The sequence below is a fragment of the Nocardia sp. NPDC058499 genome, from assembly GCF_042719915.1.
GTDB lineage: Bacteria > Actinomycetota > Actinomycetes > Mycobacteriales > Mycobacteriaceae > Nocardia.
Genome location: NZ_JBHXMZ010000007.1, coordinates 215131 through 238052, shown reverse-complemented (window position 1 = coordinate 238052; position 22922 = coordinate 215131). Strand labels below are relative to the sequence as shown.

18 protein-coding genes are annotated in these 22922 nt (G+C 67.2%); 4 read left to right on the top strand and 14 right to left on the bottom strand.

The features are described 5' to 3' along the window. Positions 1-13: 13 nt before the first annotated feature. Complete coding sequence (locus tag ACFWPH_RS22430) at positions 14-826, bottom strand: Fpg/Nei family DNA glycosylase (protein WP_378753976.1); 813 nt, start codon at positions 824-826, stop codon at positions 14-16. Between the two features lie 5 nt (positions 827-831). Next, positions 832-1305 carry a ribose-5-phosphate isomerase gene (locus ACFWPH_RS22425; protein ID WP_378753974.1) on the bottom strand — a complete coding sequence of 158 codons (474 nt, stop codon included), beginning with the start codon at positions 1303-1305 and terminating at the stop codon, positions 832-834. 118 nt (positions 1306-1423) lie between these two features. Here ACFWPH_RS22425 and ACFWPH_RS22420 point away from each other — a divergent pair, with 118 nt between their 5' ends. Next, complete coding sequence (locus ACFWPH_RS22420; RefSeq protein ID WP_378753972.1) at positions 1424-2473, top strand: M48 family metallopeptidase; 1050 nt, start codon at positions 1424-1426, stop codon at positions 2471-2473. Positions 2474-2527: 54 nt separating this feature from the next. On the opposite strand, the gene ACFWPH_RS22415 is transcribed toward ACFWPH_RS22420, so the two are convergent. Next, entirely contained in the window at positions 2528-3175 is a 648-nt protein-coding gene (locus ACFWPH_RS22415) for a DsbA family protein (protein ID WP_378753970.1), read from the bottom strand. A gap of 180 nt (positions 3176-3355) precedes the next feature. Between ACFWPH_RS22415 and ACFWPH_RS22410 the strand changes: the two genes are divergently transcribed. Then, positions 3356-4576 carry an NAD(P)/FAD-dependent oxidoreductase gene (locus tag ACFWPH_RS22410; RefSeq protein ID WP_378753968.1) on the top strand — a complete coding sequence of 407 codons (1221 nt, stop codon included), beginning with the start codon at positions 3356-3358 and terminating at the stop codon, positions 4574-4576. A gap of 69 nt (positions 4577-4645) precedes the next feature. Here the strand turns inward: ACFWPH_RS22410 and ACFWPH_RS22405 are convergent, their stop codons facing one another. After that, positions 4646-5470: a phosphoribosylaminoimidazolesuccinocarboxamide synthase gene (locus ACFWPH_RS22405; RefSeq protein WP_378753966.1), complete on the bottom strand. Its 825-nt coding sequence runs from the start codon at positions 5468-5470 to the stop codon at positions 4646-4648. A gap of 129 nt (positions 5471-5599) precedes the next feature. Between ACFWPH_RS22405 and pepN the strand changes: the two genes are divergently transcribed. Continuing rightward, on the top strand, positions 5600-8170 hold the full coding sequence (gene pepN / locus ACFWPH_RS22400) for an aminopeptidase N (protein WP_378753964.1): 2571 nt from the start codon (positions 5600-5602) through the stop codon (positions 8168-8170). A gap of 74 nt (positions 8171-8244) precedes the next feature. Here pepN and ACFWPH_RS22395 read toward each other — a convergent pair whose 3' ends face one another. The 3 genes from ACFWPH_RS22395 to ACFWPH_RS22385 all read right to left on the bottom strand — a co-directional run bounded on the left by ACFWPH_RS22395 (position 8245) and on the right by ACFWPH_RS22385 (position 9499). After that, positions 8245-8709 carry a DUF5130 domain-containing protein gene (locus ACFWPH_RS22395; RefSeq protein WP_280413920.1) on the bottom strand — a complete coding sequence of 155 codons (465 nt, stop codon included), beginning with the start codon at positions 8707-8709 and terminating at the stop codon, positions 8245-8247. Continuing rightward, positions 8696-8989, bottom strand: a complete 294-nt coding sequence (locus ACFWPH_RS22390; protein WP_280413919.1) for a hypothetical protein — start codon at positions 8987-8989, stop codon at positions 8696-8698. The genes ACFWPH_RS22395 and ACFWPH_RS22390 overlap by 14 nt, the downstream gene beginning before the upstream one ends. A 78-nt stretch (positions 8990-9067) precedes the next feature. Further along, a complete protein-coding gene (locus tag ACFWPH_RS22385; RefSeq protein WP_378753962.1) occupies positions 9068-9499 on the bottom strand; it encodes a globin in 432 nt (143 codons plus the stop codon). A 281-nt stretch (positions 9500-9780) separates the two neighbouring features. Here ACFWPH_RS22385 and ACFWPH_RS22380 point away from each other — a divergent pair, with 281 nt between their 5' ends. Next, a complete protein-coding gene (locus ACFWPH_RS22380; RefSeq protein ID WP_378753960.1) occupies positions 9781-10512 on the top strand; it encodes an HNH endonuclease in 732 nt (243 codons plus the stop codon). Positions 10513-11073: 561 nt separating this feature from the next. On the opposite strand, the gene ACFWPH_RS22375 is transcribed toward ACFWPH_RS22380, so the two are convergent. From ACFWPH_RS22375 to ACFWPH_RS22345, 7 genes are all read right to left on the bottom strand, one after another. Then, the gene (locus tag ACFWPH_RS22375; protein ID WP_378753958.1) at positions 11074-11742 is read right to left on the bottom strand and encodes a hypothetical protein; all 669 of its coding nucleotides are present in this window, start codon (positions 11740-11742) and stop codon (positions 11074-11076) included. 94 nt (positions 11743-11836) lie between these two features. After that, complete coding sequence (locus ACFWPH_RS22370; RefSeq protein WP_378754250.1) at positions 11837-12271, bottom strand: acyl-CoA thioesterase; 435 nt, start codon at positions 12269-12271, stop codon at positions 11837-11839. A 35-nt stretch (positions 12272-12306) separates the two neighbouring features. After that, a complete protein-coding gene (locus tag ACFWPH_RS22365; RefSeq protein WP_378753956.1) occupies positions 12307-17238 on the bottom strand; it encodes an NAD-glutamate dehydrogenase in 4932 nt (1643 codons plus the stop codon). A 94-nt stretch (positions 17239-17332) separates the two neighbouring features. After that, positions 17333-19009 carry an energy-dependent translational throttle protein EttA gene (ettA, locus tag ACFWPH_RS22360; RefSeq protein WP_378753954.1) on the bottom strand — a complete coding sequence of 559 codons (1677 nt, stop codon included), beginning with the start codon at positions 19007-19009 and terminating at the stop codon, positions 17333-17335. A gap of 35 nt (positions 19010-19044) precedes the next feature. Beyond that, positions 19045-19545, bottom strand: coding sequence for a single-stranded DNA-binding protein (locus tag ACFWPH_RS22355; protein WP_378753952.1), 501 nt, complete (start codon positions 19543-19545; stop codon positions 19045-19047). Between the two features lie 291 nt (positions 19546-19836). Continuing rightward, positions 19837-20805, bottom strand: a complete 969-nt coding sequence (locus ACFWPH_RS22350; protein ID WP_378753950.1) for a threonine/serine dehydratase — start codon at positions 20803-20805, stop codon at positions 19837-19839. Next, positions 20806-22845 (bottom strand): cytochrome c oxidase assembly protein, encoded by a 2040-nt coding sequence (locus ACFWPH_RS22345; RefSeq protein ID WP_378753948.1) that lies wholly within the window; start codon positions 22843-22845, stop codon positions 20806-20808. Between the last annotated feature and the right edge of the window lie 77 nt (positions 22846-22922).

The window sequence follows — 22922 nt, the reverse complement described above, 5'->3', positions numbered from 1 at the left end:
CGAACAGGCAGGCTCAGCCGGGCTGGCACCCGGCGCACCAGAACAGGTTCCGGCCCTCCAGAACGCTGTACCGCACCGGCGTGGCGCAGCAGCGGCACGGCTCGCCTGCCCGCCGGTAGACGTAGGTGCGGGGCCGGTCGGCGGCGTAGGACGGCGCGCCGTGATCGTGCTCGGGACGCACCACGTGCATTTTCCCGCGGCGCACCCCGACCCGCATCAGTCCGACCAGATCCGACCACAGCGCCGACCATTCGTCCGGGGTGATCCCGGTACCGGGCCGGGATGGGGAAATACCGTGCCGGAACAGCACTTCCGCACGATAGACATTGCCGACCCCGGCGATTACGCCTTGGTCCATGAGCAAGGAGCCGATACTGCGCCGGGAGCGGCTGATCCGCGTCCAGGCCCGGTCCGGGTCGGCATCGGGACGCAGCGGGTCGGGTCCGAGCCGGTCGACGAGCGCCGTCACCTCCGGCGGTGTCAGGATTTCGCAGGCCGTCGGCCCGCGCAGATCGGTGCCGAACCCCGACCCGTCGCGGCCGGGCCCGGATATCCGCATCCGCACCTGACCCACCGGCTCCGGCATCGGCAGACCGGATTCGATGAACGTGCCGTACAGCCCGAGGTGGACGTGGACGAACAGTTCGCCCTCGTACTCGTGCAGCAGATGTTTACCCCAGGCCTGCGACCGCAGCAGAGTGCGCCCGTCCACCCGGGCGGCACCCGCGGCGAATTTCCCCTGCGGACTCGATACCCGCACCACCGCACCGGCCAGGCGCCGTTCGTGCCGGCGAGCGAGCCGGTGCAGGGTATGTCCCTCCGGCACTCGCGTCAGGAAGCGGGCAGAGCGGGCGCTTCGCCGGTCTTCTCGTAGGCGGCGAGGATATCGATACGACGCTGGTGCCGCTCCTCTTCCGACCACGGGGTCGTCACGAAGGCATCCACGATCTCCAGCGCCTCCTGCTGCGAATGCATCCGGCCACCGATACCGATCAGCTGGGCATTGTTGTGTTCGCGGGCCAGCCGGGCGGTTTCGACGCTCCAGGCCAGCGCACACCGCGCGCCGGGCACCTTGTTCGCGGCGATCTGCTCACCGTTACCGCTACCACCGAAGACCAGCCCGAGACTGCCCGGGTCGGCGACGGTGCGACGGGCCGCCTCGATGCAGAAGGCGGGGTAGTCGTCGAGGGCGTCGTAGACGAGTGCGCCGCAGTCGACGACCTCGTGACCGGCCTTCTCGAGGTGATCTCTGACAACGTTCTTCAATTCGAAACCAGCGTGATCGGCACCCAGGTATACGCGCATGCCGCGATTGTGTCAGGCCCGGAAACAGCCGATGACGGCGGGCGGGCCGCACCGCGCGAACCGGTGTGACCTTCCGTACCCGGCCGAACGAATGCGGAGGTCCGCTTAGAGTCGGGGTATGCAGCCGCACGACCCACAGCAACCGTCCGGGTCCGGCCCCCACTGGGCCGCGAACCCGCCGGAGCCCGGGCCCTACCCGTGGCTCACCGACCGTCCGGGCACCCCGGCGGCCCTACCGGCCGGTTATCCCCCGCCGCCGGGCCCGGCGCACGAGCCGCGCGGACTGTCGCCGTTCGGTATGCCCGCCCGGCACAGCTGGGAGATCCCACTGCTGACCGTTGTGGTGCTGTTCACGGGAGTCGCGTATCTGCTGGCTTTCCTGCTGCTCGTACTCGGCGCCGTCAACGAGTACATCCTGATCCTGGTGGGGGCGCCCCTGCTGATCTGGCTGGGCCGCGGGCTCAACTATTCGAAGCAGCGGGTCAACGGCGTGAAGATGTCGCCGACCCAGTTTCCCGAGGGCTACCGGATGGTGCAGGAGGCCGCGGCCCGGTTCGGTATGGCAGCGGCACCGGATGCCTACGTGGTACTCGGGAACGGGCAGATCAACGCGTTCGCCTCCGGCCACGGATTCCGCCGTTACGTGGTGGTCTACAGCGACCTGTTCGAGGTCAGCGGCGCCGCCCGCGAACCGGACGCGCTGGCGTTCATCATCGGCCACGAGGTGGGTCATATCGCGGCCGGGCATGCGTCCTATTGGCGGCAGCTCGGGATGTTCCTGGTCCCGTTCCTGCCGATCCTGGGTAATTCGCTCATCCGGTCGCAGGAGTACACGGCCGACAACCACGGTTACTGCCACCGGCCGCAGGGCGCGGCGCCGGCGATGGGCACATTGGCGGCCGGTAAATACCTCAACACCTCGGTGGGTTTCGACGAAATGGCCGACCGCGCCGCCCAGGAACGCGGCTTCTTCGTCTGGATGGTGAACGCCATGGCCTCCCATCCCGTGCTCACCTGGCGGATGTGGGCGTTACGCGACCGCAGCAGCCACGGCCGGTTGTTCTGGCGGCCCGGACCGGGGTCACGGCCGCTCACCCAGCCACCACCACCGCCCCCGCCGGGGGCTCCCGGCGGGCAGCCGGTGACGATGGCGAAAACCCTGCACTGACCTGGGCTCGGTGGCCGAATCCCGCCGGGCGGCGGGAATCGGCCACCACGATCCTCAGTCGAACTGCGGATCCTCGTCGCGGGTGCGCTTGAGCTCGAAGAAATGCGGGTAGGCCGCCAGCGTAACCACCGCGTCCCACAGTTTGCCCGCCTCCTCGCCCCGCGGGATCCGTGACAACACCGGGCCGAAGAACGCGACCCCGTTCACGTGGATGGTCGGCGTACCGACATCGGGTCCGACCTTGTCCATCCCGGCGTGATGGCTGACCCGCAAGGCCTCGTCGAAGTCGCCGCTGTCCGCGGCGGTCGCCAGTTCGGCCGGCAACCCGGCCTCGGCGAGCGCATCGGCAAGGATCGCCGCGAAGGTACCCCGCAGATCCCCCTCCTTCTCGTACTCGGACCGGCGGTCGTGGAACCGGGTGCCCATGGCCGTGTACAGCGCCGGCAGCACTTCGTCGCCGTGCTGCCGGGCGGCGGCGATCGCGACCCGCACCGGCCCCCACCCGTTCGCCATCAGTTCCTGGTATTCCGGCGGCAGATCACGCCCCTCGTTGAGCACCGCCAGGCTCATCACATGGAAGCGTGTCTCGATATCGCGCACTTTCGCGACCTCGAGGATCCAGCGGGAGGTGATCCAGCACCACGGGCACAGTGGGTCGAACCAGAATTCGGCAAGGTCCTTCTTATCGGCCGTATCGGTCACGGACGTTCCTCTCCTTCGGTCGTCGACGGGCACTGCGCCGCAGGCCCGGCCTCCCACCGAGCAACCGCCGCCGTGCCGTTTTCGTTCCCGATCCCGGGCGAACATCGCGGGCGGTCTCAGTAGGCTGGCCCCAGAGGTTCGGATCGTCGCTGGAACAACTCACGACAAGGGAGTCCGTCCATGACATCTGCACAGCGTTTCGTGATCGTCGGCGCCGGCCTGGCCGGGGCGAAATTGGCACAGGAGTTGCGCGGCAACGATTTCGACGGCCACATCACCCTCATCGGCGCGGAGGAGCGGCTGCCCTACGAACGTCCGCCGCTGTCGAAGGAGTACCTGGCCGGGAAGAAGACTCTCGACGAGTTCACCGTTGCCGACGCCGCCTGGTATCGGGACCACAATGTGGAGCTCCTGCTGGGTACCGAGGTCACCGCTGTCGATCGGGGCGCCCGCACGGTCGCGCTACCGGATGGTTCGACCCTGCCCTACGACAAGCTGGCTCTGGCCACCGGTGCCGCATCGCGGTCGCTGCCCGTTCCGGGCGCCGACGCGCCGGGCGTGTACACCTTGCGTACCGTCGAAGAATCCGACGCATTGATCGCGCTGTTCGGCACCGCGCGCCGGCTGGTGGTCGTCGGGGCGGGCTGGATCGGGCTCGAGGTCACCGCGGCGGCGCGGGCGGCCGGGGTGGCGGTGACCGTGGTCGAAGAGACGTTCGCCCCCCTGCTGGGTGCGCTGGGGCCGGAGATGGGCGAGGTATTCGCCGATCTGCACCGGGAGCACGGCGTGGAGTTCCGGTTCGATGCGCGCGTCGAACAGATCACTGTTTCCGACGGTCGGGCCAGGGGCGTGCAATTGGCGGACGGTACAACCGTGGCGGCGGACGCCGTTCTCGTCGCGGTGGGTGCGCGACCCCGTATCGAACTCGCGGAAGCCGCCGGTCTGCTCACCGGCACCGGTGTTCTCGTCGATGCGGGACTCACCAGCAGCGACCCGAATATCGTGGCCATCGGCGATATCGCGGAACAGGACCATCCCGTACTGGGCCGCCGGATCCGGGTAGAGCACTGGGCGAACGCCCTGAATCAGCCCGCGGCCGCCGCCCGGACCATGCTCGGCAAGGCCGCCCCCTACGACCGCCTCCCCTACTTCTTCACCGACCAGTACGACCTGGGTATGGAATACACCGGTTTCGCCGCCCCCGGCGACTACGACCGGGTGGTGGTGCGCGGCGATCTCGGCGGCCGCGAATTCGTGGCGTTCTGGCTCGACGAGCAGCAGCGGGTCCTGGCCGGGATGAACGTGAACATCTGGGATCTGGGCGACCGCACCAAGGAACTCCTCCTCTCCGGCGACCCGGTCGACCCCGACCGGCTGGCCGACACCTCGACCCCACTCTGAACAGACGGCCCGACACAGCGTTGCGGCCGTCTTGCCGAACGGAATCAACTGCGGAATCCGTGGTACGCGTCACCAGGTTCGGCTGGTGATCAGCTCGTAGGCTTGGACGTACTTCTCCCTGGTGGCGGCGACGATATCGGCCGGGATCTCCGGGCCGGGCGGTTCCTTGTCCCAGCCGGTGGAGGTGGCCCAATCGCGGACGAACTGCTTGTCGAACGAAGATTGCGGGCGGCCGGGCTCCCATTCGGCGGCCGGCCAGAACCGGGAGGAATCGGAGGTCAGCAGTTCGTCCCCGAGCGTGAGAACATCACCGTCCCAGCCGAACTCGACCTTGGTATCGGCGATGATCACGCCCCGTTCGGCGGCGTGCGCCGCTCCCCGCGCGTAGAGATCGAGGGTGCGATCGCGCAGTTGCTCGGCGATCTCGCGCCCCTCCTGGTCGACCACCTGGTCGAACGTCATCGGTTCGTCGTGGCCGGTATCGGACACCTTCGTGGTCGGCGTGAAGATCGGCTCGGGCAGCCGGTCACCTTCGCGCAGCCCGGCCGGTAGCGCCACCCCACACACCGAACCGCTGCGCTGGTACTCCTTCCACCCCGACCCCACCAGGTATCCGCGCGCCACGCATTCCACCAGCACCATCTTCAACGGCTTCACCCGCACCGCCCGGCCGGCGAATTCCGCCGGCACACCGGTGGTGGACAGCACATGGTTGGGGATATCGGCGAAGAATTCGAACCACCAGTTCGACAGTTGCGTCAGCAGCGCACCCTTGTCCGGTATCGGTGTGGGCAGTGAGACGTCGTAGACCGAGACCCGGTCCGAGGCAACCAGCAGCAGCGTGTCACCGTCGGTGTACAGGTCGCGCACCTTTCCGGCGTGCACATGCTTCACGTTGCGGCTCCGATCCTCTGGGCGGTCTTCCTATCGTCAAGTCGCACGACTTCACTACAGCAAGACCTTACCGACGTGGCATTGTGGACAACGCTCGTGCCCGCACCTCTGTGTAATCGAAGGAGCCCGATGTCCGCACCGAACCTCACCCGCGAACAGGCGATCGAACGCGCCGGCGTCGTCTCGGTCGAGAACTACCGCATCGACCTCGACCTCACCGACGGTGCGGGGAAACCGGGCGAACAGACGTTCTTCTCGCGCAGTACGGTCACCTTCACCGCCAAGCCCGGCTCACAGTCCTTCGTCGATATCGTCGCCCGCGGTATCCGTTCGGCGGTCCTGAACGGCAAACCCCTCGATATCGCCGACTACGACGAGGCGACCGGTATCACCCTGCCCGACCTGGCCGAGCGCAACGAGCTCGTGGTGGAGGCCGACTGCGAGTACTCACATACCGGCGAAGGCCTGCACCGGTTCGTCGATCCCGCCGACGGGGCGGTCTACCTGTACTCCCAGTTCGAGACCGCCGATGCCAAACGGATGTTCGCCTGCTTCGACCAGCCCGACCTCAAGGCCACCTTCGATATCGAGGTCACCGCCCCGAGCGACTGGAAGGTCATCTCCAACGGCGCCGGCAGCGTCGAGGGCGGCCGGCACCGCTTCGCCACGACACCGCTCATGAGCACCTATCTGGTCGCGCTGATCGCCGGTCCGTACGCGGAATGGACCGATACCTACACCGACGACCACGGCAGTATCCCGCTCGGTATCTACTGCCGTGCCTCACTCGCCGAATACATGGACGCCGACCGGCTGTTCACCGAGACCAAACAGGGTTTCGGCTTCTACCACAAGAACTTCGGCCTCCCCTACGCCTTCGGTAAATACGACCAGCTGTTCGTACCGGAGTTCAATGCCGGGGCGATGGAGAACGCCGGTGCGGTGACCTTCCTCGAGGATTATGTCTTCCGGTCCAAGGTCACCCGGGCCTCCTATGAGCGGCGTGCCGAAACCGTGCTGCACGAGATGGCGCATATGTGGTTCGGTGATCTGGTCACCATGAAGTGGTGGGACGATCTGTGGTTGAACGAATCGTTCGCGACCTTCGCGTCCGTGCTGTGCCAGGCCGAGGCCACCGAGTACACGAGCGCCTGGACCACCTTCGCGAATGTCGAGAAATCGTGGGCCTACCGGCAGGATCAGCTGCCCTCCACCCACCCCGTCGCCGCCGATATCCCCGACCTGGCCGCTGTCGAAGTCAATTTCGACGGCATCACCTACGCCAAGGGCGCGAGCGTACTGAAACAGCTGGTGGCCTACGTCGGGCTGGAGCCGTTCCTGGCCGGACTACGCGCCTACTTCGCCGAGCACGCCTACGGCAACGCCACCTTCGACGATCTGCTGGCGGCCCTGGAAAAATCTTCCGGACGCGATCTGTCCGACTGGGGCGCCCAGTGGCTCAAAACCACCGGCCTCAATATTCTGCGGCCCGATTTCGAGGTCGACGCCGACGGAAAGTTCACCTCGTTCACCGTGGTCCAGGAGGGCGCCGCGCCGGGAGCCGGTGAGCAGCGGGTACATCGGCTCGCCATCGGCGTCTACGACGATCAAGAGGGCAAACTGGTCCGCACGAAGCGGGTCGAACTCGATCTCGCCGCCGCCGAACGCACCGAGGTTCCCGAGCTCGTCGGCGTACCGCGCGGCAAGTTCGTGCTGATCAACGACGACGACCTCACCTATTGCTCGGTCCGCCTGGACCCCGATTCCCTCGACGTCCTGGTCAACCACATCGCCGATATCGCCGAACCGCTGCCCCGCACTCTGGCCTGGTCGGCGGCCTGGGAGATGACCCGGCAGGCCGAATTCCGGGCCCGTGATTTCGTGGCGCTGGTACAGCGCGGTATCGGTGCGGAATCCGAGATCGGTGTGGTCCAGCGGCTGCTGATGCAGGCCAATACCGCCCTGCGCAGCTACGCCGACCCGGAATGGGCCGACACCACCGGCTGGCAGGATTACGCGAATCGCCTGCTGGAACTGGCCCGCGAGGCCGATGCCGGCTCCGACCACCAGCTGGCGTTCGTCAACGCCCTCACCGGCGCGAAGCTGGCTGCCTGGCATACCGAGGTCCTGCGCGAACTGCTCGACGGCGACCCGGCCGGAGTGGGTCTGCCCGGACTCACCGTCGATACCGACCTGCGCTGGCGGCTGCTCACCGCGCTCGCCGCCGCCGGAGAGATCGACACCGACAGCGCAGACACCACCCCGGCCATCGACGCCGAGTTGCGCAACGACGAAACCGCCGCCGGCCGCCGGCAGGCCGCCACCGCGGCCACGGCCCGCCCGATCGCCGAGGTGAAGGCCTCGGCCTGGGCCACGGTGCTGGAGGACGATTCGGTACCCAACATCACCGCACGCTCCATCGTCAACGGTTTCGCCCCCGCCGGTCAGGACGCCCTGCTGCAGCCCTTCGTGGAGCGGTACTTCGCGGAGATCCCCGCGGTATGGGAGCGCCGGTCCAGCGAGGTCGCGCAGACCGTGGTGATCGGGCTGTACCCGTCCTGGGCGATCAGCGAGCAAGCGGTGGCCCGCGCCGGCGAATTCCTGGCCGCCGACCATCCGCCCGCCCTGCGACGGCTGGTACTCGAAGGGAAGGCGGGAATCGAGCGCTCGCTACGCGCCCGCGCCTTCGATATTTCCTGACCGGAAACGGCCGACGGCGCGTCCACCAGCCGGTGGACGCGCCGTCGTCGTCGGTAGCGAGCGCTCCCGGAAGGTCAGCGACCGATGGCAGCCGCCATCACGCGGACTGCCGAAACGAGACCGTCGATCAGCTCACCCTGCCGCAGCGAACTCAGCGCGGCGGTGACGCCGAGCTGGCACACCCGGTCGTTGGCGCGCTCGGCCACATCCCGGCCGGAGCGAACCTCCACGGCGTGGTCGTTCGGGGAGACAGCGATGAGCACCGACCGCGCCGGCTCCGGAGTGGTGGGGAACAGCGCGTCCACGGCGGCACCGGCATCGGGACCGAGGTCGCCGATATAGACGTTGAACCGGACCTTGGTGGCACGGGTCGCCTCGGTGAGCACATTGTCCATGGCCAGCCGCTCGTCGTTGTCGAACGGCGCCTCCTTGAACACGTCCCCGGCCTCGTGCACCCCGGAGACCCGGCCGCTGCTGGTGATCACGTACCCGCGCGGCAGTTCGGATTCGACCACCGCAGGCCACTTAGTACTTGCCACTTGCCCGGCCTCCGATCAGCGCTTCCTTGGGGGATTCGAGGGCGTCGAACGCCACATGCGAACCATGCGACGATTCACCGGCATCGTAGGAATGACCGTGCCCGGTGACCTCATCGGTAGCACTCCACAGCACCGGCGCGGAGGTCCACTTCTTGCTCATATCGAAGTGGACCGGCTTCTCACCGGGCAGCGGCTTACCGAGATACGACAAACCAGCGATTATGAGGTAGATCCCCAGTGGGATACCGGCGAAAACCGCCACTGTCTCGAGAATGCTCACACGATAAAGGTAGACGATCCTTTGTAGTAGATGGTGCACAGGTGGTGTGCTGTGTTGTCGGCGCGCGGGGCGACCGGCTTACCAGGCGGCGTTCATCAAGGAGTTCGCGGCCATTTCCAGATAGTCCAGCAGCTGGCGGCGGTGGGCATCGTCGAGGACCTCGGGCTCGATCTCGGCGACCGCGATCCGCATACAGCGCAACCAGGCGTCGCGCTGGACGGGACCGATCTCGAACGGCATATGCCGCATACGCAGCCTCGGGTGGCCGCGTTCGTCGGAGTAGGTGCGGGGGCCGCCCCAGTACTGTTCGAGGAACATCCGCAGCCTGCGTTCGGCGGGGCCGAGGTCCTGTTCGGGGTACATCGGCCGCAGGATCTCGTCGGCGGCGACCTCGCGGTAGAACGTTGCCACCAACCGGTGGAAGGTCTCCTCCCCGCCGACGGCGTCGTAGAAGGAGATCGTGGCCTGTTCGCCGGCCGGATCGCCGGCAGCCGGAATACCCGAAGTCATGAACCCTCTCGTTTCGCTGGATGCGCCGTCCATTGTGCCCGCGTCATCGCAGGTTCGCAGATTCGGCGATATACCCGTACCGTCGAAGGAGTACCCGGCCGCGCCGATACGGCCGGTCTGCGTCGGCGTCTTCGACTCGGTTGACCTCGGTTGTCGCTTCAGCGACAGTTAACCAGCCATTGTGCAAAATAACCGTGCACTCCGGGGCTTTCCATGGTCAACTGAATCTTGTCTCCCGGCGAGATACCACATGATCTTGTAACGCAGAATTTGGGGTCGACATGAAGCAACGGACCGGCGCCCGATCACCGGAGGCGATACGCCACCGACAACTGAAGCCCGCCGACGTCCACGCTCGTGGGTCGGGGGCTCCTCCGCTGCAACTGCTGTCCGATCACGCGGTCAACCGGCATACTTCCGAGACCGCGGCCGATACCGATTCCGCTCGTCCCCGCGGCGAATCCGCCGCTGTGCTCCACCCCGCCCAGCACATCAGCTGGCTCAAACGCCGCGTTCTGCTGCTCAACGCCACCTACGAACCGCTCACCGCGCTACCCGCCCGCCGTGCCATCGTGCTGCTGGTCTGCGATAAGGCCGACGCGGTCCATCACGACCCCACCGGCCCGGTCCTGCACTCCGCCGGGGCCACCGTCACCATCCCCTCGGTCATCCGCCTCCGCACCTATGTGCGGGTCCCCTACCGCGCCCGGGTCCCCATGACCCGCGCCGCCCTCATGCAGCGCGACCGCTACCGCTGCGGCTACTGCGGCGGTAAGGCCGAAACCATCGACCACGTCATCCCCCGCAGCCGCGGCGGCGAACACAGCTGGGAGAACTGCGTCGCGAGCTGCGCGCCCTGTAACCACCGCAAAGCCGACAAACTGCTCACCGAACTGGGCTGGAACCTGCGATCTCCGCTGACCTCCCCGAAGGGCCCGCACTGGCGCCTGCTGTCCACGGTCAACGAACTCGACCCGGTCTGGCTGCAGTACCTCGGCGAGGGCGCCGCATAGTTCCGGCGCGCCGCCGCGCAAGTTCGGCAGCCCCCGTCCGCGCACTCCGGCTCATCCTCGTGATCACCTCGCGGCCGAGCAAATCGCTGGGTTCGAGTCGGCCGAATCGCGCCTCACGGAGGTCGGCCCCGAGGAGAGCCCTCGGGCGCGGAGAGGGAACTCGCCCAGTGTTCTCGGCTACTGCACGTCGTCGATCGGATGAGAGGACCAAGGCGACCGGACACGTATTCCGCACCGGACAGTGCACGGCGGGAAAATGCATTGCGGATCGGCTGGATCACGAGCCCACGCCAACCAGGCCGGTTCGAGCGGCCCGGCCGAGGCGAGGCGTCAGCTTGGCCTGGGGCAGGCCCTGCCGCGGATCTCCGGCCGCTCGAGCTGGGCACGTTCGGTTCGGGCTGGGCCGGTCCCTTCGGATACCGCCTTCTGCGCGTCGCTGCCGTCGAAGTACTCACCGGGCCGGCAACCGGAACTCCGCCCGATCGCCCTACCAACTGGGTGCCGGTCGGTAAGCCGGATTCACGCCGTCTCAGTTGCCGAGCCCGCGAGTGCAGAAGGGCCTTATCGGGGTGTCAGCGAAAGGCTCCCGGTCCTGCGCCGGGCGATGGAACCGTAGCGGGCGTCGAGGCGGAACCATGTTCTGGTCGCACGGACGCGGACCGACTCCCCGGGCGGGATCCGGTTCGCCTCCGCGCGGTCCCCGGCGTGCGGGATGAAATCCATGGAGGTGAGCGCGAACACCACCCGCATCGGTATCTCTACCTCGTCCTCGCCGGCCGAGACGGTGATCACCGTCTGATCGAGCAGTGAGACCGGCGGGCCGTGGTTCGATCCGTGTTCCTTGGCCAGATCGGCCCCGCGTTCGGCCAGTTCCACCAGGGTCCGGGCGGGCAGATCGTCGATATGCCCGAAGCCCGCCGCGGGCGGCAAGGCGCCGCGCCAGGCCGAATCCATGGAGTAGCCGAGATCGATCGCGCCGGGGGCGTCGAGGGCAGCCAGTACCGTATCGGCGCCGACCGTCACATCGTCGACCTGGAGTTCGGCGCCGACCGTGCGGGTGGCCAGCGCTTCGAAACCGGTAGCTACCCAGGCGGTGACCAAGCCTTTTCCACGCCGGCGTAACCGCACCACCGCCGCCGGGTCCAGCCGCTGTGCCCGGGTGAGGAATGTGGCCAGGTTCTCGCGTTCTGCCGGGTCCGGTACGGTCAGGGTCCGCTGGTCGGAAGTCACGATCGGATCGGCACCGTGGGAGCAATGCTTATGCGCCGCACCGGTGCGGGCCCTGCGTCGTTGCGGGCGGTTACCGCATCCGCGTTCGATCCGCTCATGCTTGCCTCCACTGCGCCAGGTAGTCCCGTTCGGCATCGGTGAGCCGGCGCAGCCGCTGGGTTTCGATATCGAACGCCGCCAGCTGGGTGGTGGCGGTGACGGCGGCCGGGGTACCGGGAGCGGCACCCGCGGCCCGCACCTCGTAGGCGACGGTGAAATCGACGGCGCGCAACTGCTCGATCCACATGGCGATATCGAGCGGAGTGTCCTCATGCCGCAACTGGCCGCGGTACTTGACGTGCAGATCCGCCAGAACGCAACCGTTGCGCAGCGCCACCGTGGGACGGTCGGCCTCGAACAGCCAGGGGATCCGCGCTTCCTCGAGCAGCGTCACCATACGGGCGTGGTTGACATGCTGGAAAACGTCCATATCCGACCAGCGCACATGGACGGCGGTGTGGAAGCGCGGGGCCGGGGCGGCCGTGGCCACCTCGGCACCTGCACCGTTACCCGAAACAGCATTCGTCACCGTGGTACCTCCGATTGGGCACCCACCCCACTCACCATGCTGCGCACCTGCCGCGCCGCAACCGACAGCGTGGCGAGATCGTGGGTTCCGGACTCGAACAGTTCCGCCAACGCCGCGCGGGCGCGACCGAGCCGGGACTGATTCTTGGACTCCCAGTATGCAATCTTCTCGTCCGCGCTCTCTTCCGGGTCGCCGCCGGAGAGCACGTCGAGGGTGAGCGAACGCAGCGAACTGTACATATCGTCGCGCAGGCTGAGCCGGGCCAGCGCATGCCAGCGGTCACCGCGTTCCAGATGGCTCACCGCCTCGAGCAGCCAGTCGATCTTGAGATGCTCGTTCAGCGCGTAGTACAGCGAGCCCACCTCGTCGCCGGAGCGGTCGGTGATATCGGCGATATCGACGATATCGAGCAGCGGGAACAGATGCAGCAGCCCGAAGACCTCGGTGGCCAGATCCAGCGGCGCCCCGTGCGCGACCAGGTCGGCGGCGTGATCGGTCAGTGTCGTGACATGGTGCCCGCGCAGCCAGCTGGGCACCTCGGGCGCCAGTTCGCGGATGCCCACCCGGTACCGGTTGATCTCCGCGCCCACGGCGATCGGCTGGGGGCGGTTGGTGAGCAGCCACCGCGAGGCCCGGTCCAGGGTTCGTTTGGTTTCCAGTTCGAGCTGGTCACGTACCCCGACCGAGGTGTCGGCGGCGCGGATCCGGGCCCAGATCTCGTGCAGCCCGAAGATATCGGTGACGGCCGCGAAGGCGCGCACCGTATCGGTGGTGGTGGCACCGATCTCCTCACCGAGCCGGAAGGTGTAGGTGAGTCCCCCGTGGTCCACCACCTCGTTGGCGATCATGGTGGTGACGATTTCCCGGCGCAGGCGATGTTTCTTGATCGCCGCCCCGAAGCGTTCGCGCAGCGGGGTCGGGAAATAGTCGGGGAGCCGGGCGCCGAAGAACGCACTGTCGGGCAGGTCCCCGGCCAGCAGGTCGGCTTTCATCGCCAGTTTCACATGAGCCAGCAGGTTGGCGAGTTCGGGCGAGGCGAGGCCGGTCCCTTCCTCGAGCCGACGCTTCAGCACGGTATCGGCCGGCAACGCCTCGAGCTGCCGGTCCAGGCCCCGGCTGTTCTCCAGCTCCTCGATCAACCGCCGATGCACATTCAGCATCCGCGCCGATTCGGCCCGCGAGATTCCCATCAGATAGTTCTGGGAAACGTTGTCCTGCAATACCATCTGCGCGACTTCGTCGGTCATCTCCGCGAGCAGCGGATTACGGTCGGCGATATCCAGCTCCCCCGCCGAGACCACACCGTCGAGCAGGACCTTGATATTCACCTCATGGTCGGAGCAATCGACTCCGGCGGAATTGTCCAGCGCATCGGTGTTCATCTTCCCACCGTTGCGGCAGAATTCGATCCGCCCCAATGCTGTGACACCGAGATTTCCGCCCTCGCCGACGACCTTCACCCGCAACTGATTTGCGTCGACCCGAACAGCATCGTTGGATTTATCGCCCGCATCGGCATTGGTTTCGGTGCTCGCCTTGATATAGGTGCCGATACCGCCGTTCCACAGCAGATCCACCGGCGCCTGCAGAATCGCGCGGATCAATTCCGGCGGGGCGAGCGAAACCGTGTTCTCCGGCAGCCCGAGTGCCGCACGGGCCTGCGGAGATATCGGCACCGATTTCACTGTGCGGTCGTAGATTCCGCCGCCCGCGCTGATCAGCGACCGATCGTAATCAGCCCAACTCGACCGCGTCAGCCCGAACAACCGCTGCCGCTCGGCGAACGACGTCGCGGCCTCCGGATTCGGATCCAAGAAAATGTTCCGGTGATCGAACGCCGCCACCAACCGAATATGCTCCGACAACAACATCCCGTTACCGAACACATCCCCACTCATATCCCCCACACCCACCACCGTGAAATCCTGGGACTGCGTGTCCACCCCGAGCTCGGCGAAATGCCGCTTCACGCTCTCCCACGCCCCCCGCGCAGTAATCCCCATCGCCTTGTGGTCATAACCGGCCGAACCACCGGACGCGAACGCATCTCCCAGCCAGAAGCCGTAACGCCCCGCCACATCGTTCGCAATATCCGAGAACGCCGCCGTCCCCTTATCCGCCGCTACGACCAGATACGTATCGTCACCGTCCCGGCGCACCACCCGATCCGGCGGCAGCACCTGTCCCCCGGCCAGATCGACGTTATCGGTGATATCCAGCAGACCGGAGATGAAGGTGCGATAGCATTCGACCCCTTCCGCCATCCGGGCCTGCCGATCGGTGGCGGCATCCCCGGTGGCGGCCGGCGGCCGTTTCACCACGAAACCACCCTTCGCACCCACCGGCACGATCACCGCATTCTTCACCGCCTGCGCCTTCACCAGACCCAGAATCTCGGTCCGGAAATCCTCCAACCGATCCGACCAGCGCAAACCACCCCGCGCCACCGCACCGAACCGCAGATGCACACCCTCCACCCGCGGCGAATACACAAAGATCTCGTACTTCGGCCGCGGCTGCGGGAGTTCGGCGATCTCCTGGGGTTCCACCTTCACCGAGATGAATTCCCGGGCCGCGCCGTCGGCGTCGGTGACGTAGTAGTTGGTGCGCAAAGTGGCCCGGATCAGGCCCAGCATGGCCCGCAGGATACGGTCCGCGTCCAGGCTGACCACCTGGTCGATCCGCTCACGCACCTGCTGTTCGAGCCGGTCGGCGTCCTCGGCCGAATACCGGTCCGGGTCGAACCGGGCAGCGAACAATCGTGCGAACAATCGCGCGGTATCCGGGTAGGTGTGCAGGACACGGGCGATATTGACCTGGCTGTAGGGGAATCCGGCCTGCTGCAGGTATTTCGCATAGGTGCGCAGAACGGCGACCTCACGCCAGGTCAGACCGGCGCGCAGGACGAGTTCGTTGAGGCCGTCGGCCTCGGCCCGGCCGTACCAGATGGCATCGAACGCCTCGGTGAACCGGTCGCGGACTCCGGCCGCGGCGCTCGCCCGCGTACCCGGTGCTACCTCGAGCAGTTCGGCGTCGAGGTCCTGATCGAGTGCGGCGCGCAACAACTCCGCGCTCGCCAGCAATCCGAAATCGTAGATCCACCGTTCGCCGGCGGTACCGATACCGTCGGCTTCCCGCCGGATCCGGTACGGCCGTTCGTCGAGTACCTCCACACCGAGGCTCTGGAGCACCGGCAGCACCTGGCTCAGCGAGATCCCGGCGCCGCCGATATAGAGCGTGAACCGCCAGGAGCCGGCGGGTGCCTCCGCGACGCGGTACAGGTGCTGGTCGATATTGCCGGTCCGCAACCGCTCCAGACGGTCGATATCGGCCAGGGCGCGCCGCGCGCTGAAATCCTGTTTGTAGGCGTCCGGGAACGCTTCGCAGTAGCGGCGCACGATCTGCGGGTCCAGGACGGTCGAGGCACTCACCTCGTCGTTGAGATGGTCGTCCCAGGTGCGGCTCGCCTCACCGAGCAGGTTCTGGATGCGCAGCCGTTCGGGTTCGGAGATCTCCTCCGCCGAGGACACCCGCACCGGTTCGGCGGTATCGGCACCGGGCAGCCGGATGGTGAAATACACGCTCGCGAGTTCGCTTTCGCTCACCCGGGCCGAGTAGTCGATGGAGGCACCGCCGAGTTCGCGGACCAGGATGTCCTGCATCTCCAGCCGGACCGCGGTGGTGTAGCGGTCCCGTGGCAGGTACACCATCGCGGCGACGAAGCGGCCGTACGGATCGACCCGCAGGAACAATCGAACCTGCCGGCGCAGCCCCACGTTGAGTACGGCGGCCGCGATGCGGCGCAGCGTGGCCGCATCGCAGGCGAACAGTTCGGTGCGCGGGAAGCCCTGCATGACCTCGAGCATCGCCTGACCGGAGAACGAATCGAGATCGAAACCGCTCCCGGTGATGGCCGAGCGCACCCGGGTGCCCACCACGGGGATATCGAGGACGTTCTCGTGCAGCGCCGTCACGGTGAAGACACCGATGAACAGGTGCTCACCACGGATCTCGCCCGCGTCGTTCACATCGGCCACACCGATGAAGAACGGGTAGACCGCCCGCTGCATGGTGACCGGGATCAGGCCCTGGGTCATCCGCAGCAGCCGCGGGGCACCGGTGACGACCGGAACCTGGAAACCGATCCCGGTACCCGGATGCAGCACTCCGAGTGCGGAATCCGGAACGAATACCGGCACCGATTCGCCGGCTTCGGTGCGGTAACGCGCGTAGCCGAGCACAGTGAAGTTGCCGGCGGCCATCCAGCGCAGCAACCCGGCACAGTCGGAGGGCGCGATATCGATATCTGCCGTGACAACGGTGTCGCCGACCCGGTCGAGTCCGGCCGCAAGATCGTGGAGCACGGCATGGATCGCCTCGGTATCGTTGCTCACCTGCCGCACATCACCGATCACCCCGGGTACGGCGGCGGCGATCTCGTCGAGTAGCTCGGCACTGGTCGCGGGATGCAATTGCAGGTGAATCCAGGATTCGCGGCCGGTCGCCGAACCGGTGTGCGCGGCATCGGCATCGTGCGGCCATGCCGCCCGGAGCCGCCCGTCGGTATCCCGTTCCACCGTGACGATGGGATGGATGACCTCGCGCACCGTACCGCCCAGCCGGGCCAGCAGGGCCGTGACCGAATCCACGAGCATCGGCATATCGTCGGTCACGATCTGCACCGCGGCGCCCAGCCCGGACCCGTCGTCGGGGTGGTGGACCCGCACCGAACCCTGACCCGGTTGCCGGGTCAGGGCCAGTGCGAGATGCGCCCGGAAGGTGAGCTCGACGCTGGAGATCTCACAGTCCGCCTCGTCGGTGCCCACATGCCGGAAATATCCCTCCTCCAGAGCGTGGAGGCCGGCACGGAGGTTGTCCGGCAGTTCGGCAACCCAAGCCTCGCTGGACAATTCGGACGAGACCGTCATTTCCCACTCCCTTGGATGCGGATTTTTCGGAAGACATACCGACGCCGCCCCGAGGGTAGTCCCGCAACCGGGTCGCGGGAAAAGATCTACGGCATTACCCGCGGGTCAGTTTGCGATGCGTCACTCGATGCGGCCGTGCGGCTTCCGGGCCGAGGCGTTCGATCTTGTTGGCCTCGTAGGCCTCGAAGTTGCCCTCGAACCAGAACCATTTGGCCTCGTTGTCGGCGTCACCCTCCCAGGCGAGGATATGCGTGCAGGTACGGTCCAGGAACCACCGGTCGTGGGAGATGACCACGGCGCAGCCGGGGAACTGTTCCAGCGCGTTCTCCAGCGATCCGAGGGTTTCCACGTCCAGGTCGTTGGTGGGCTCGTCGAGCAGGATCAGGTTGCCACCCTGCTTCAGGGTGAGCGCCAGGTTGAGGCGGTTGCGTTCACCACCGGAGAGCACCCCGGCCGGCTTCTGCTGATCCGGGCCCTTGAACCCGAAGGCGCTCACATAGGCACGCGACGGCATTTCCTGCTGGCCGACCTCGATATAGTCCAGCCCCTCCGAAACCACTTGCCAGACCGTCTTCTTCGGATCGATTCCGGCCCGGGTCTGGTCGACATAGCTCAGCTGGACGGTCTCGCCGACCTTCACCGTGCCGCTATCCGGTTCCTCCAGACCGACGATGGTCTTGAACAGGGTGGTCTTACCCACGCCGTTAGGACCGATCACACCGACGATGCCGTTGCGCGGCAGCGTGAACGAGAGGTCCTTGATCAGCTGGCGATCGCCGAAGCCCTTGTCCAGATGCTCGACCTCGACCACGACGCTGCCCAGTCGCGGGCCGGCCGGAATCTGGATCTCCTCGAAATCCAGCTTCTTCATCTTCTCGGCCTCGGCGGCCATTTCCTCGTAGCGGCCCAGCCGCGCCTTGTTCTTGGCCTGGCGGGCCTTGGCACCGGAGCGCACCCACGCGAGTTCGTCCTTCAGCCGCTTCTGCAGCTTCTGGTCCTTCTTGCCCTGCACGGCGAGGCGTTCGGCCTTCTTCTCCAGGTAGGTGGAGTAGTTGCCCTCGTACCCGATGGCCCGGCCGCGGTCGAGCTCGAGAATCCAGCCGGCGACATTGTCCAAGAAGTACCGGTCGTGGGTGACGGCCAGCACAGCACCCGGGTACTGCGCCAGGAACTGTTCCAGCCACAGCACGCTCTCCGCGTCGAGATGGTTGGTCGGCTCGTCCAGCAGCAGCAGATCGGGTTTGCTCAGCAGTAGTTTGCACAGCGCCACGCGGCGGCGCTCACCCCCGGAGAGATTGGTGACCGGCTCGTCCGGCGGCGGGCAGCGCAGCGCATCCATCGCCTGTTCGAGCTGTGAATCCAGATCCCAGGCGTCGGCGTGGTCGAGATCCTCCTGGAGTTTGCCCATCTCGTCCATGAGCTCGTCGGAGTAATCGGTGGCCATGAGTTCGGCGATCTCGTTGAACCGGTCGAGTTTGACCTTGATCTCGCCGAGGCCCTCCTCGACATTGCCGCGGACCGTCTTCTCCTCGTTCAGCGGCGGCTCCTGCTGCAGAATCCCCACACTGGCGCCCGGCGCGAGAAAGGCTTCGCCGTTGTTCGGCTGATCCAATCCGGCCATGATCTTCAGCACGCTGGATTTACCGGCGCCGTTGGGGCCGACGACGCCGATCTTGGCGCCGGGAAGGAAGTTCAAGGTGACATCGTCGAGCACGACCTTGTCGCCGTGCGCCTTACGAACCTTCTTCATTTGGTAGATGAACTCAGCCATGGCGATCACCCTATCCGTCAAACATCGGTGCGGTTTCACACGTCGGCGTTCACCGGCCGGTCGCCGGATGCCGACTTCTCCCCCAGTGGATGGTCCTGCTCCCCCGCCACCCCGTCCCCGGCCGTCCCAGCGTCCGGATCGGCCGGATTATTCCCGGTCACCATCGCATACCCGGTGCGCCGGCGCACCACCTGGGCGGTGCACCGGGTGAGGTCGGGCCCCACGGTGTGGGCCCGCATCTCCAGGTCCCGGCGTTCGGCACCGTCGCGGGTGCGGTACTCGTTCGACCGCAGCTGCCCCTGCACGATCACCGGATCGCCGCGGTGGATGGAGGCGTCCACGCCGGCCACCAGGCGCCGCCAGCAGCTCACCGTGAGGAACAGCATCCCGTTGTCCACCCATTCACCCGATTCCCGGTCGAGCCGGCGCGCGGTGCTGGCCAATCGGAAGCTCAGCATCTGCTCGCCGCCCGCGAGATCGCGCTTGACCGGCTCGGTCACCACGGTACCCACCACTGTCGCCAGAGTTTCGTACACGAGTCCACCCCTTCGTCGAGCCCGGCACCGCCGGGCAACCCCCGCCCCGCGATTCCGGGGACGCATTCATCGTGCCCGCGGCCTGGCCACCGCGGCGGACGGAATGCGGATCTGTGGACAACTCCACGGCATCGGCGAACTTGTGGAATTCGCACCCCCCAGACTTTCCCGGCAGCACCCCGGCATTGCGGCCGGAACCGGCGGGGAGCAGGCCTCGATCGCCGGCCGGCGCGGACTTCGGTCGGCCACAGCGGGGGTAGGGCCGCTACAGCCACCAGGTATCCGGGTAGCTCAGAGCACCGGCAGCTCGGTGTTCGCCCCGCACAGCACGATCACCGGGCGCTGACCTTCCGGCGGAACGTAGGCACCGCTGAGAATCGCCGCCAAGGCCACCGCCCCGGACAGTTCCACCACGATCCGGAATTCCCGCCACAGGTAGTCGCGGGCCTCGGTGATCGCGTCGTCGGTGACCAGTACCGAGCGGACCCCGTACCGGCGGGCGATATCGAACGAGATCTCCCCGAGCCGCGTGGCGCCCAGGGCGTCGGCGGTGACGCTGGAGATCTCGACATCGACCGGTTTACCCGCGGCCAGTGCCGAATGCATCGTCGGAATACCTTCGGGCTCCACCCCGACGATCTCCCGGCGCCGACCGGCGGCCGCCGCGATCCCGCCGACCAGGCCACCACCTCCGACGGCGACCAGAACGGGTGGCCGGCCGCGCACCTGTTCCTCGATTTCCAGCCCGATCACGCCGGCACCGGCGACCACCGCGGGCAGATCGTAGGCATGCAGCTGGAGCGCACCGCGTTCCGCGGTGATCTCGCGCGCATGCTCGTAGGCCTCGGCATAGGTGGTTCCGTGCCAGCGCACCTCCGCACCGTGCGACCACATCGCCGCGACCTTGGTATGCGGTGCCGATTCGGGCACCACCACGGTGCAGGATTTACCCATCCCGGCCGCGGCCAGGGCCGCCGCGATCCCCGCGTTTCCCCCGGAGGCGATCACGACATCTTCCGGGCACACCCGCTCCGACAGCAGCGCGTTGTAGCTGCCGCGCACCTTGAACGTGCCCCCGTGCTGCAGATACTCCAGTTTCAAGGTGACCGGAACGGGCCCGCCCGGCCCCGGAACGACGGTGTGGAACACCGGGGTCTTACGGATATGCCTGCCCAGCCGCCGCCGGGCCGCGCGGACATCGGACCGGTAGATGCGGCGTAACGGCGGCAAGGGGGTCACTGGGGTCTTCTGCTCGGTCATCTACTTCATTGCCCGATCTCGCTTGGCCAATTCGGCGAACATGGCGTTGTGCGCGGCCAGTTCCGCGTCGTCGTCGCGTTCCGCGGCACGGTCGGTGCGGCGGGCCAGCCGGGCATCGCTGCGCGACCACTGGATCAGTAGTGCCAGCATCACCACCACCAGCGGCACTTCGCCGCTGGCCCAGGCCAGGCTGCCGCCGGTGCGCTGATCACCCAGCAGGTCGGAATGCCAGTCCACACCGAGACTGCGGTAGAACCAGCCGCCGAGCACGGTGCTCATCCCCATCAGGACCACGCCGAAGAACGCATGGAAGGGCAGCGAACCGAACACCATGGCGAGTTTCGTGAGCGGTTCCACCCGGCGCGGCTTCGGATCGATACCGATCACCACCCAGTAGAAGAGATAGCCGCTGACCAGGAAATGCAGGTTCATCAGCAGGTGGGCGGCATGCGAATCGACGAAGGTGTCGAATATCCCGCCCAGGTACAGGGCGTAGAAACCGCCCACGAACACCACCGACGCCACGATGGGGTGGGTGAGGAATCGCGAGACCGGGTTGTGCACGGCCGCCAGAATCCACTCCCGCGCGCCCGGTGCTCCGTCCCGGCCGGCCGGTGGCAGCGCACGCAACGCGAGGGTCACCGCACCGCCGAGTGCGAGCAGGATAGGAACCAGCATGGACAGCGCCATATGCGCACCCATATGCACGCTGAACATCGCGGGGGCGTAGCGGCCGACACCGGACGAGGTCGTGAACAGCAGCACGGCGCACCCCAGCATCCAGGCCAGGGTCCGGCCCACCGGCCAGCTGTCGCCGCGCGCCCGCAACCGCCGGACACCCAGGAGGTAGAGCACCGCCAGGACGATGGCGAGCGTGCCGAAGATCAGGTCGAACCGCCAGTCGAACAGCAGTCGGGCGACGGTGGGCGGTCCGGCCAGCTCGTACCCGAGTTCCACTTCGATCGGGGTCGGCACGCTGGTCGGCGGCGGTGGCGGTGTCCGCCCCAGGCCGGCCGCCAGCCCCATGGTCGCCGCGAAGATCAGTGTTTCCACACCTGCGAACCGGACCAGCGCGAGCCGGTTGCCCGGTTCTGCGGCCAGCGCCGGCAGCGCCGCGCGCCGCTGGAAGTACCCGAACACGCCGAGCACTATCAGAGCGGCGGCCTTGGCCAGGACCAGGCGCCCGTAGGTGCTGGTGAACAGCTCGTCCATCGGGACGCGGACCCAGGAGTTCACGATCCCGCTCACCGCGAGCACCACGAAAGAAACGGCCGCCAGCGGCGAGAACCGGCGGGCGGCGATACCGGTGTGGGTGCCGTCACGCAGGGCGTGCACGAGCAGCGCGACCAGGCCGCCCACCCAGACCGCCGCGGCGATCAAATGCAGGATCAGGCTGTTGGTGGCCACATCGTGCGCCCCACCCGAGGAGGAATGGCCGGTGAGCGCCAGCGGCATCATCACCGCGATCGATCCGGCGAACAGAACCGGTGTCCACCCCCAGCGCAGCGCCAGCCGGCACGCGATGGCCAGCAACAGCGCGCCGACGGCAGTGATCCGCCATGTTCCGGCCAGTTCGATCTGGTCGATCACACCCCACAGTTCCTGCGGTGCCAGGACCTCGGTCACCGGCCGGCCGGTGCTGTCGGAAACCGTCAGCGGGACCAGCAGCGCCGCGCAGACCGCCCAGGCGAACGCCAGGCCCGAGGCCCGCCGTACCGCGCGGTAGCCACTGGTATCGAGTAGTCCACTGCGCTGCGGCGGAACGAGGAAAGCGGCGAAGAGCAGAGCGCCCACAGTGAACGCGGCGAAGAGATCGGCGAGGGCACGTACCGCGGGCAGGCCATAGGTGGTGAGCGGGCCGGGGTCGGGGATTCCCAGCAGGCTGAGTGCCTGGGCGGCCGAGGCGCTCACCACCAGAATCGCGACCAATGCCGCCAGCGTCCCGGCGACCACCGTCAGCGCGCCCGTCACGGCCGGCGACCCGCCCGGCCGACCGGCCTCGGCGGCGGGTTCGACGGCGGGGGCCTGGACTGACGACATAGCTTCGAGAGTAGTTCGGCGAACCCCGGCGGGCCCGGCGGGGCCTTTTTCGGGCACGCGAAAACGAACGATCGGAT

Excerpts from the sequence above, each read along its gene's own strand:
- ACFWPH_RS22410 (WP_378753968.1), top strand. The coding sequence starts at position 3,356 with ATGACATCTGCACAGCGTTTCGTGATCGTCGGCGCCGGCCTGGCCGGG.
- ACFWPH_RS22365 (WP_378753956.1), bottom strand. The coding sequence starts at position 17,238 with ATGACGGTCTCGTCCGAATTGTCCAGCGAGGCTTGGGTTGCCGAACTG.
- ACFWPH_RS22345 (WP_378753948.1), bottom strand. The coding sequence starts at position 22,845 with ATGTCGTCAGTCCAGGCCCCCGCCGTCGAACCCGCCGCCGAGGCCGGT.
- ACFWPH_RS22380 (WP_378753960.1), top strand. The coding sequence starts at position 9,781 with ATGAAGCAACGGACCGGCGCCCGATCACCGGAGGCGATACGCCACCGA.
- pepN (WP_378753964.1), top strand. The coding sequence starts at position 5,600 with ATGTCCGCACCGAACCTCACCCGCGAACAGGCGATCGAACGCGCCGGC.
- ACFWPH_RS22350 (WP_378753950.1), bottom strand. The coding sequence starts at position 20,805 with ATGACCGAGCAGAAGACCCCAGTGACCCCCTTGCCGCCGTTACGCCGC.
- ettA (WP_378753954.1), bottom strand. The coding sequence starts at position 19,009 with ATGGCTGAGTTCATCTACCAAATGAAGAAGGTTCGTAAGGCGCACGGC.
- ACFWPH_RS22385 (WP_378753962.1), bottom strand. The coding sequence starts at position 9,499 with ATGACTTCGGGTATTCCGGCTGCCGGCGATCCGGCCGGCGAACAGGCC.
- ACFWPH_RS22425 (WP_378753974.1), bottom strand. The coding sequence starts at position 1,305 with ATGCGCGTATACCTGGGTGCCGATCACGCTGGTTTCGAATTGAAGAAC.
- ACFWPH_RS22420 (WP_378753972.1), top strand. The coding sequence starts at position 1,424 with ATGCAGCCGCACGACCCACAGCAACCGTCCGGGTCCGGCCCCCACTGG.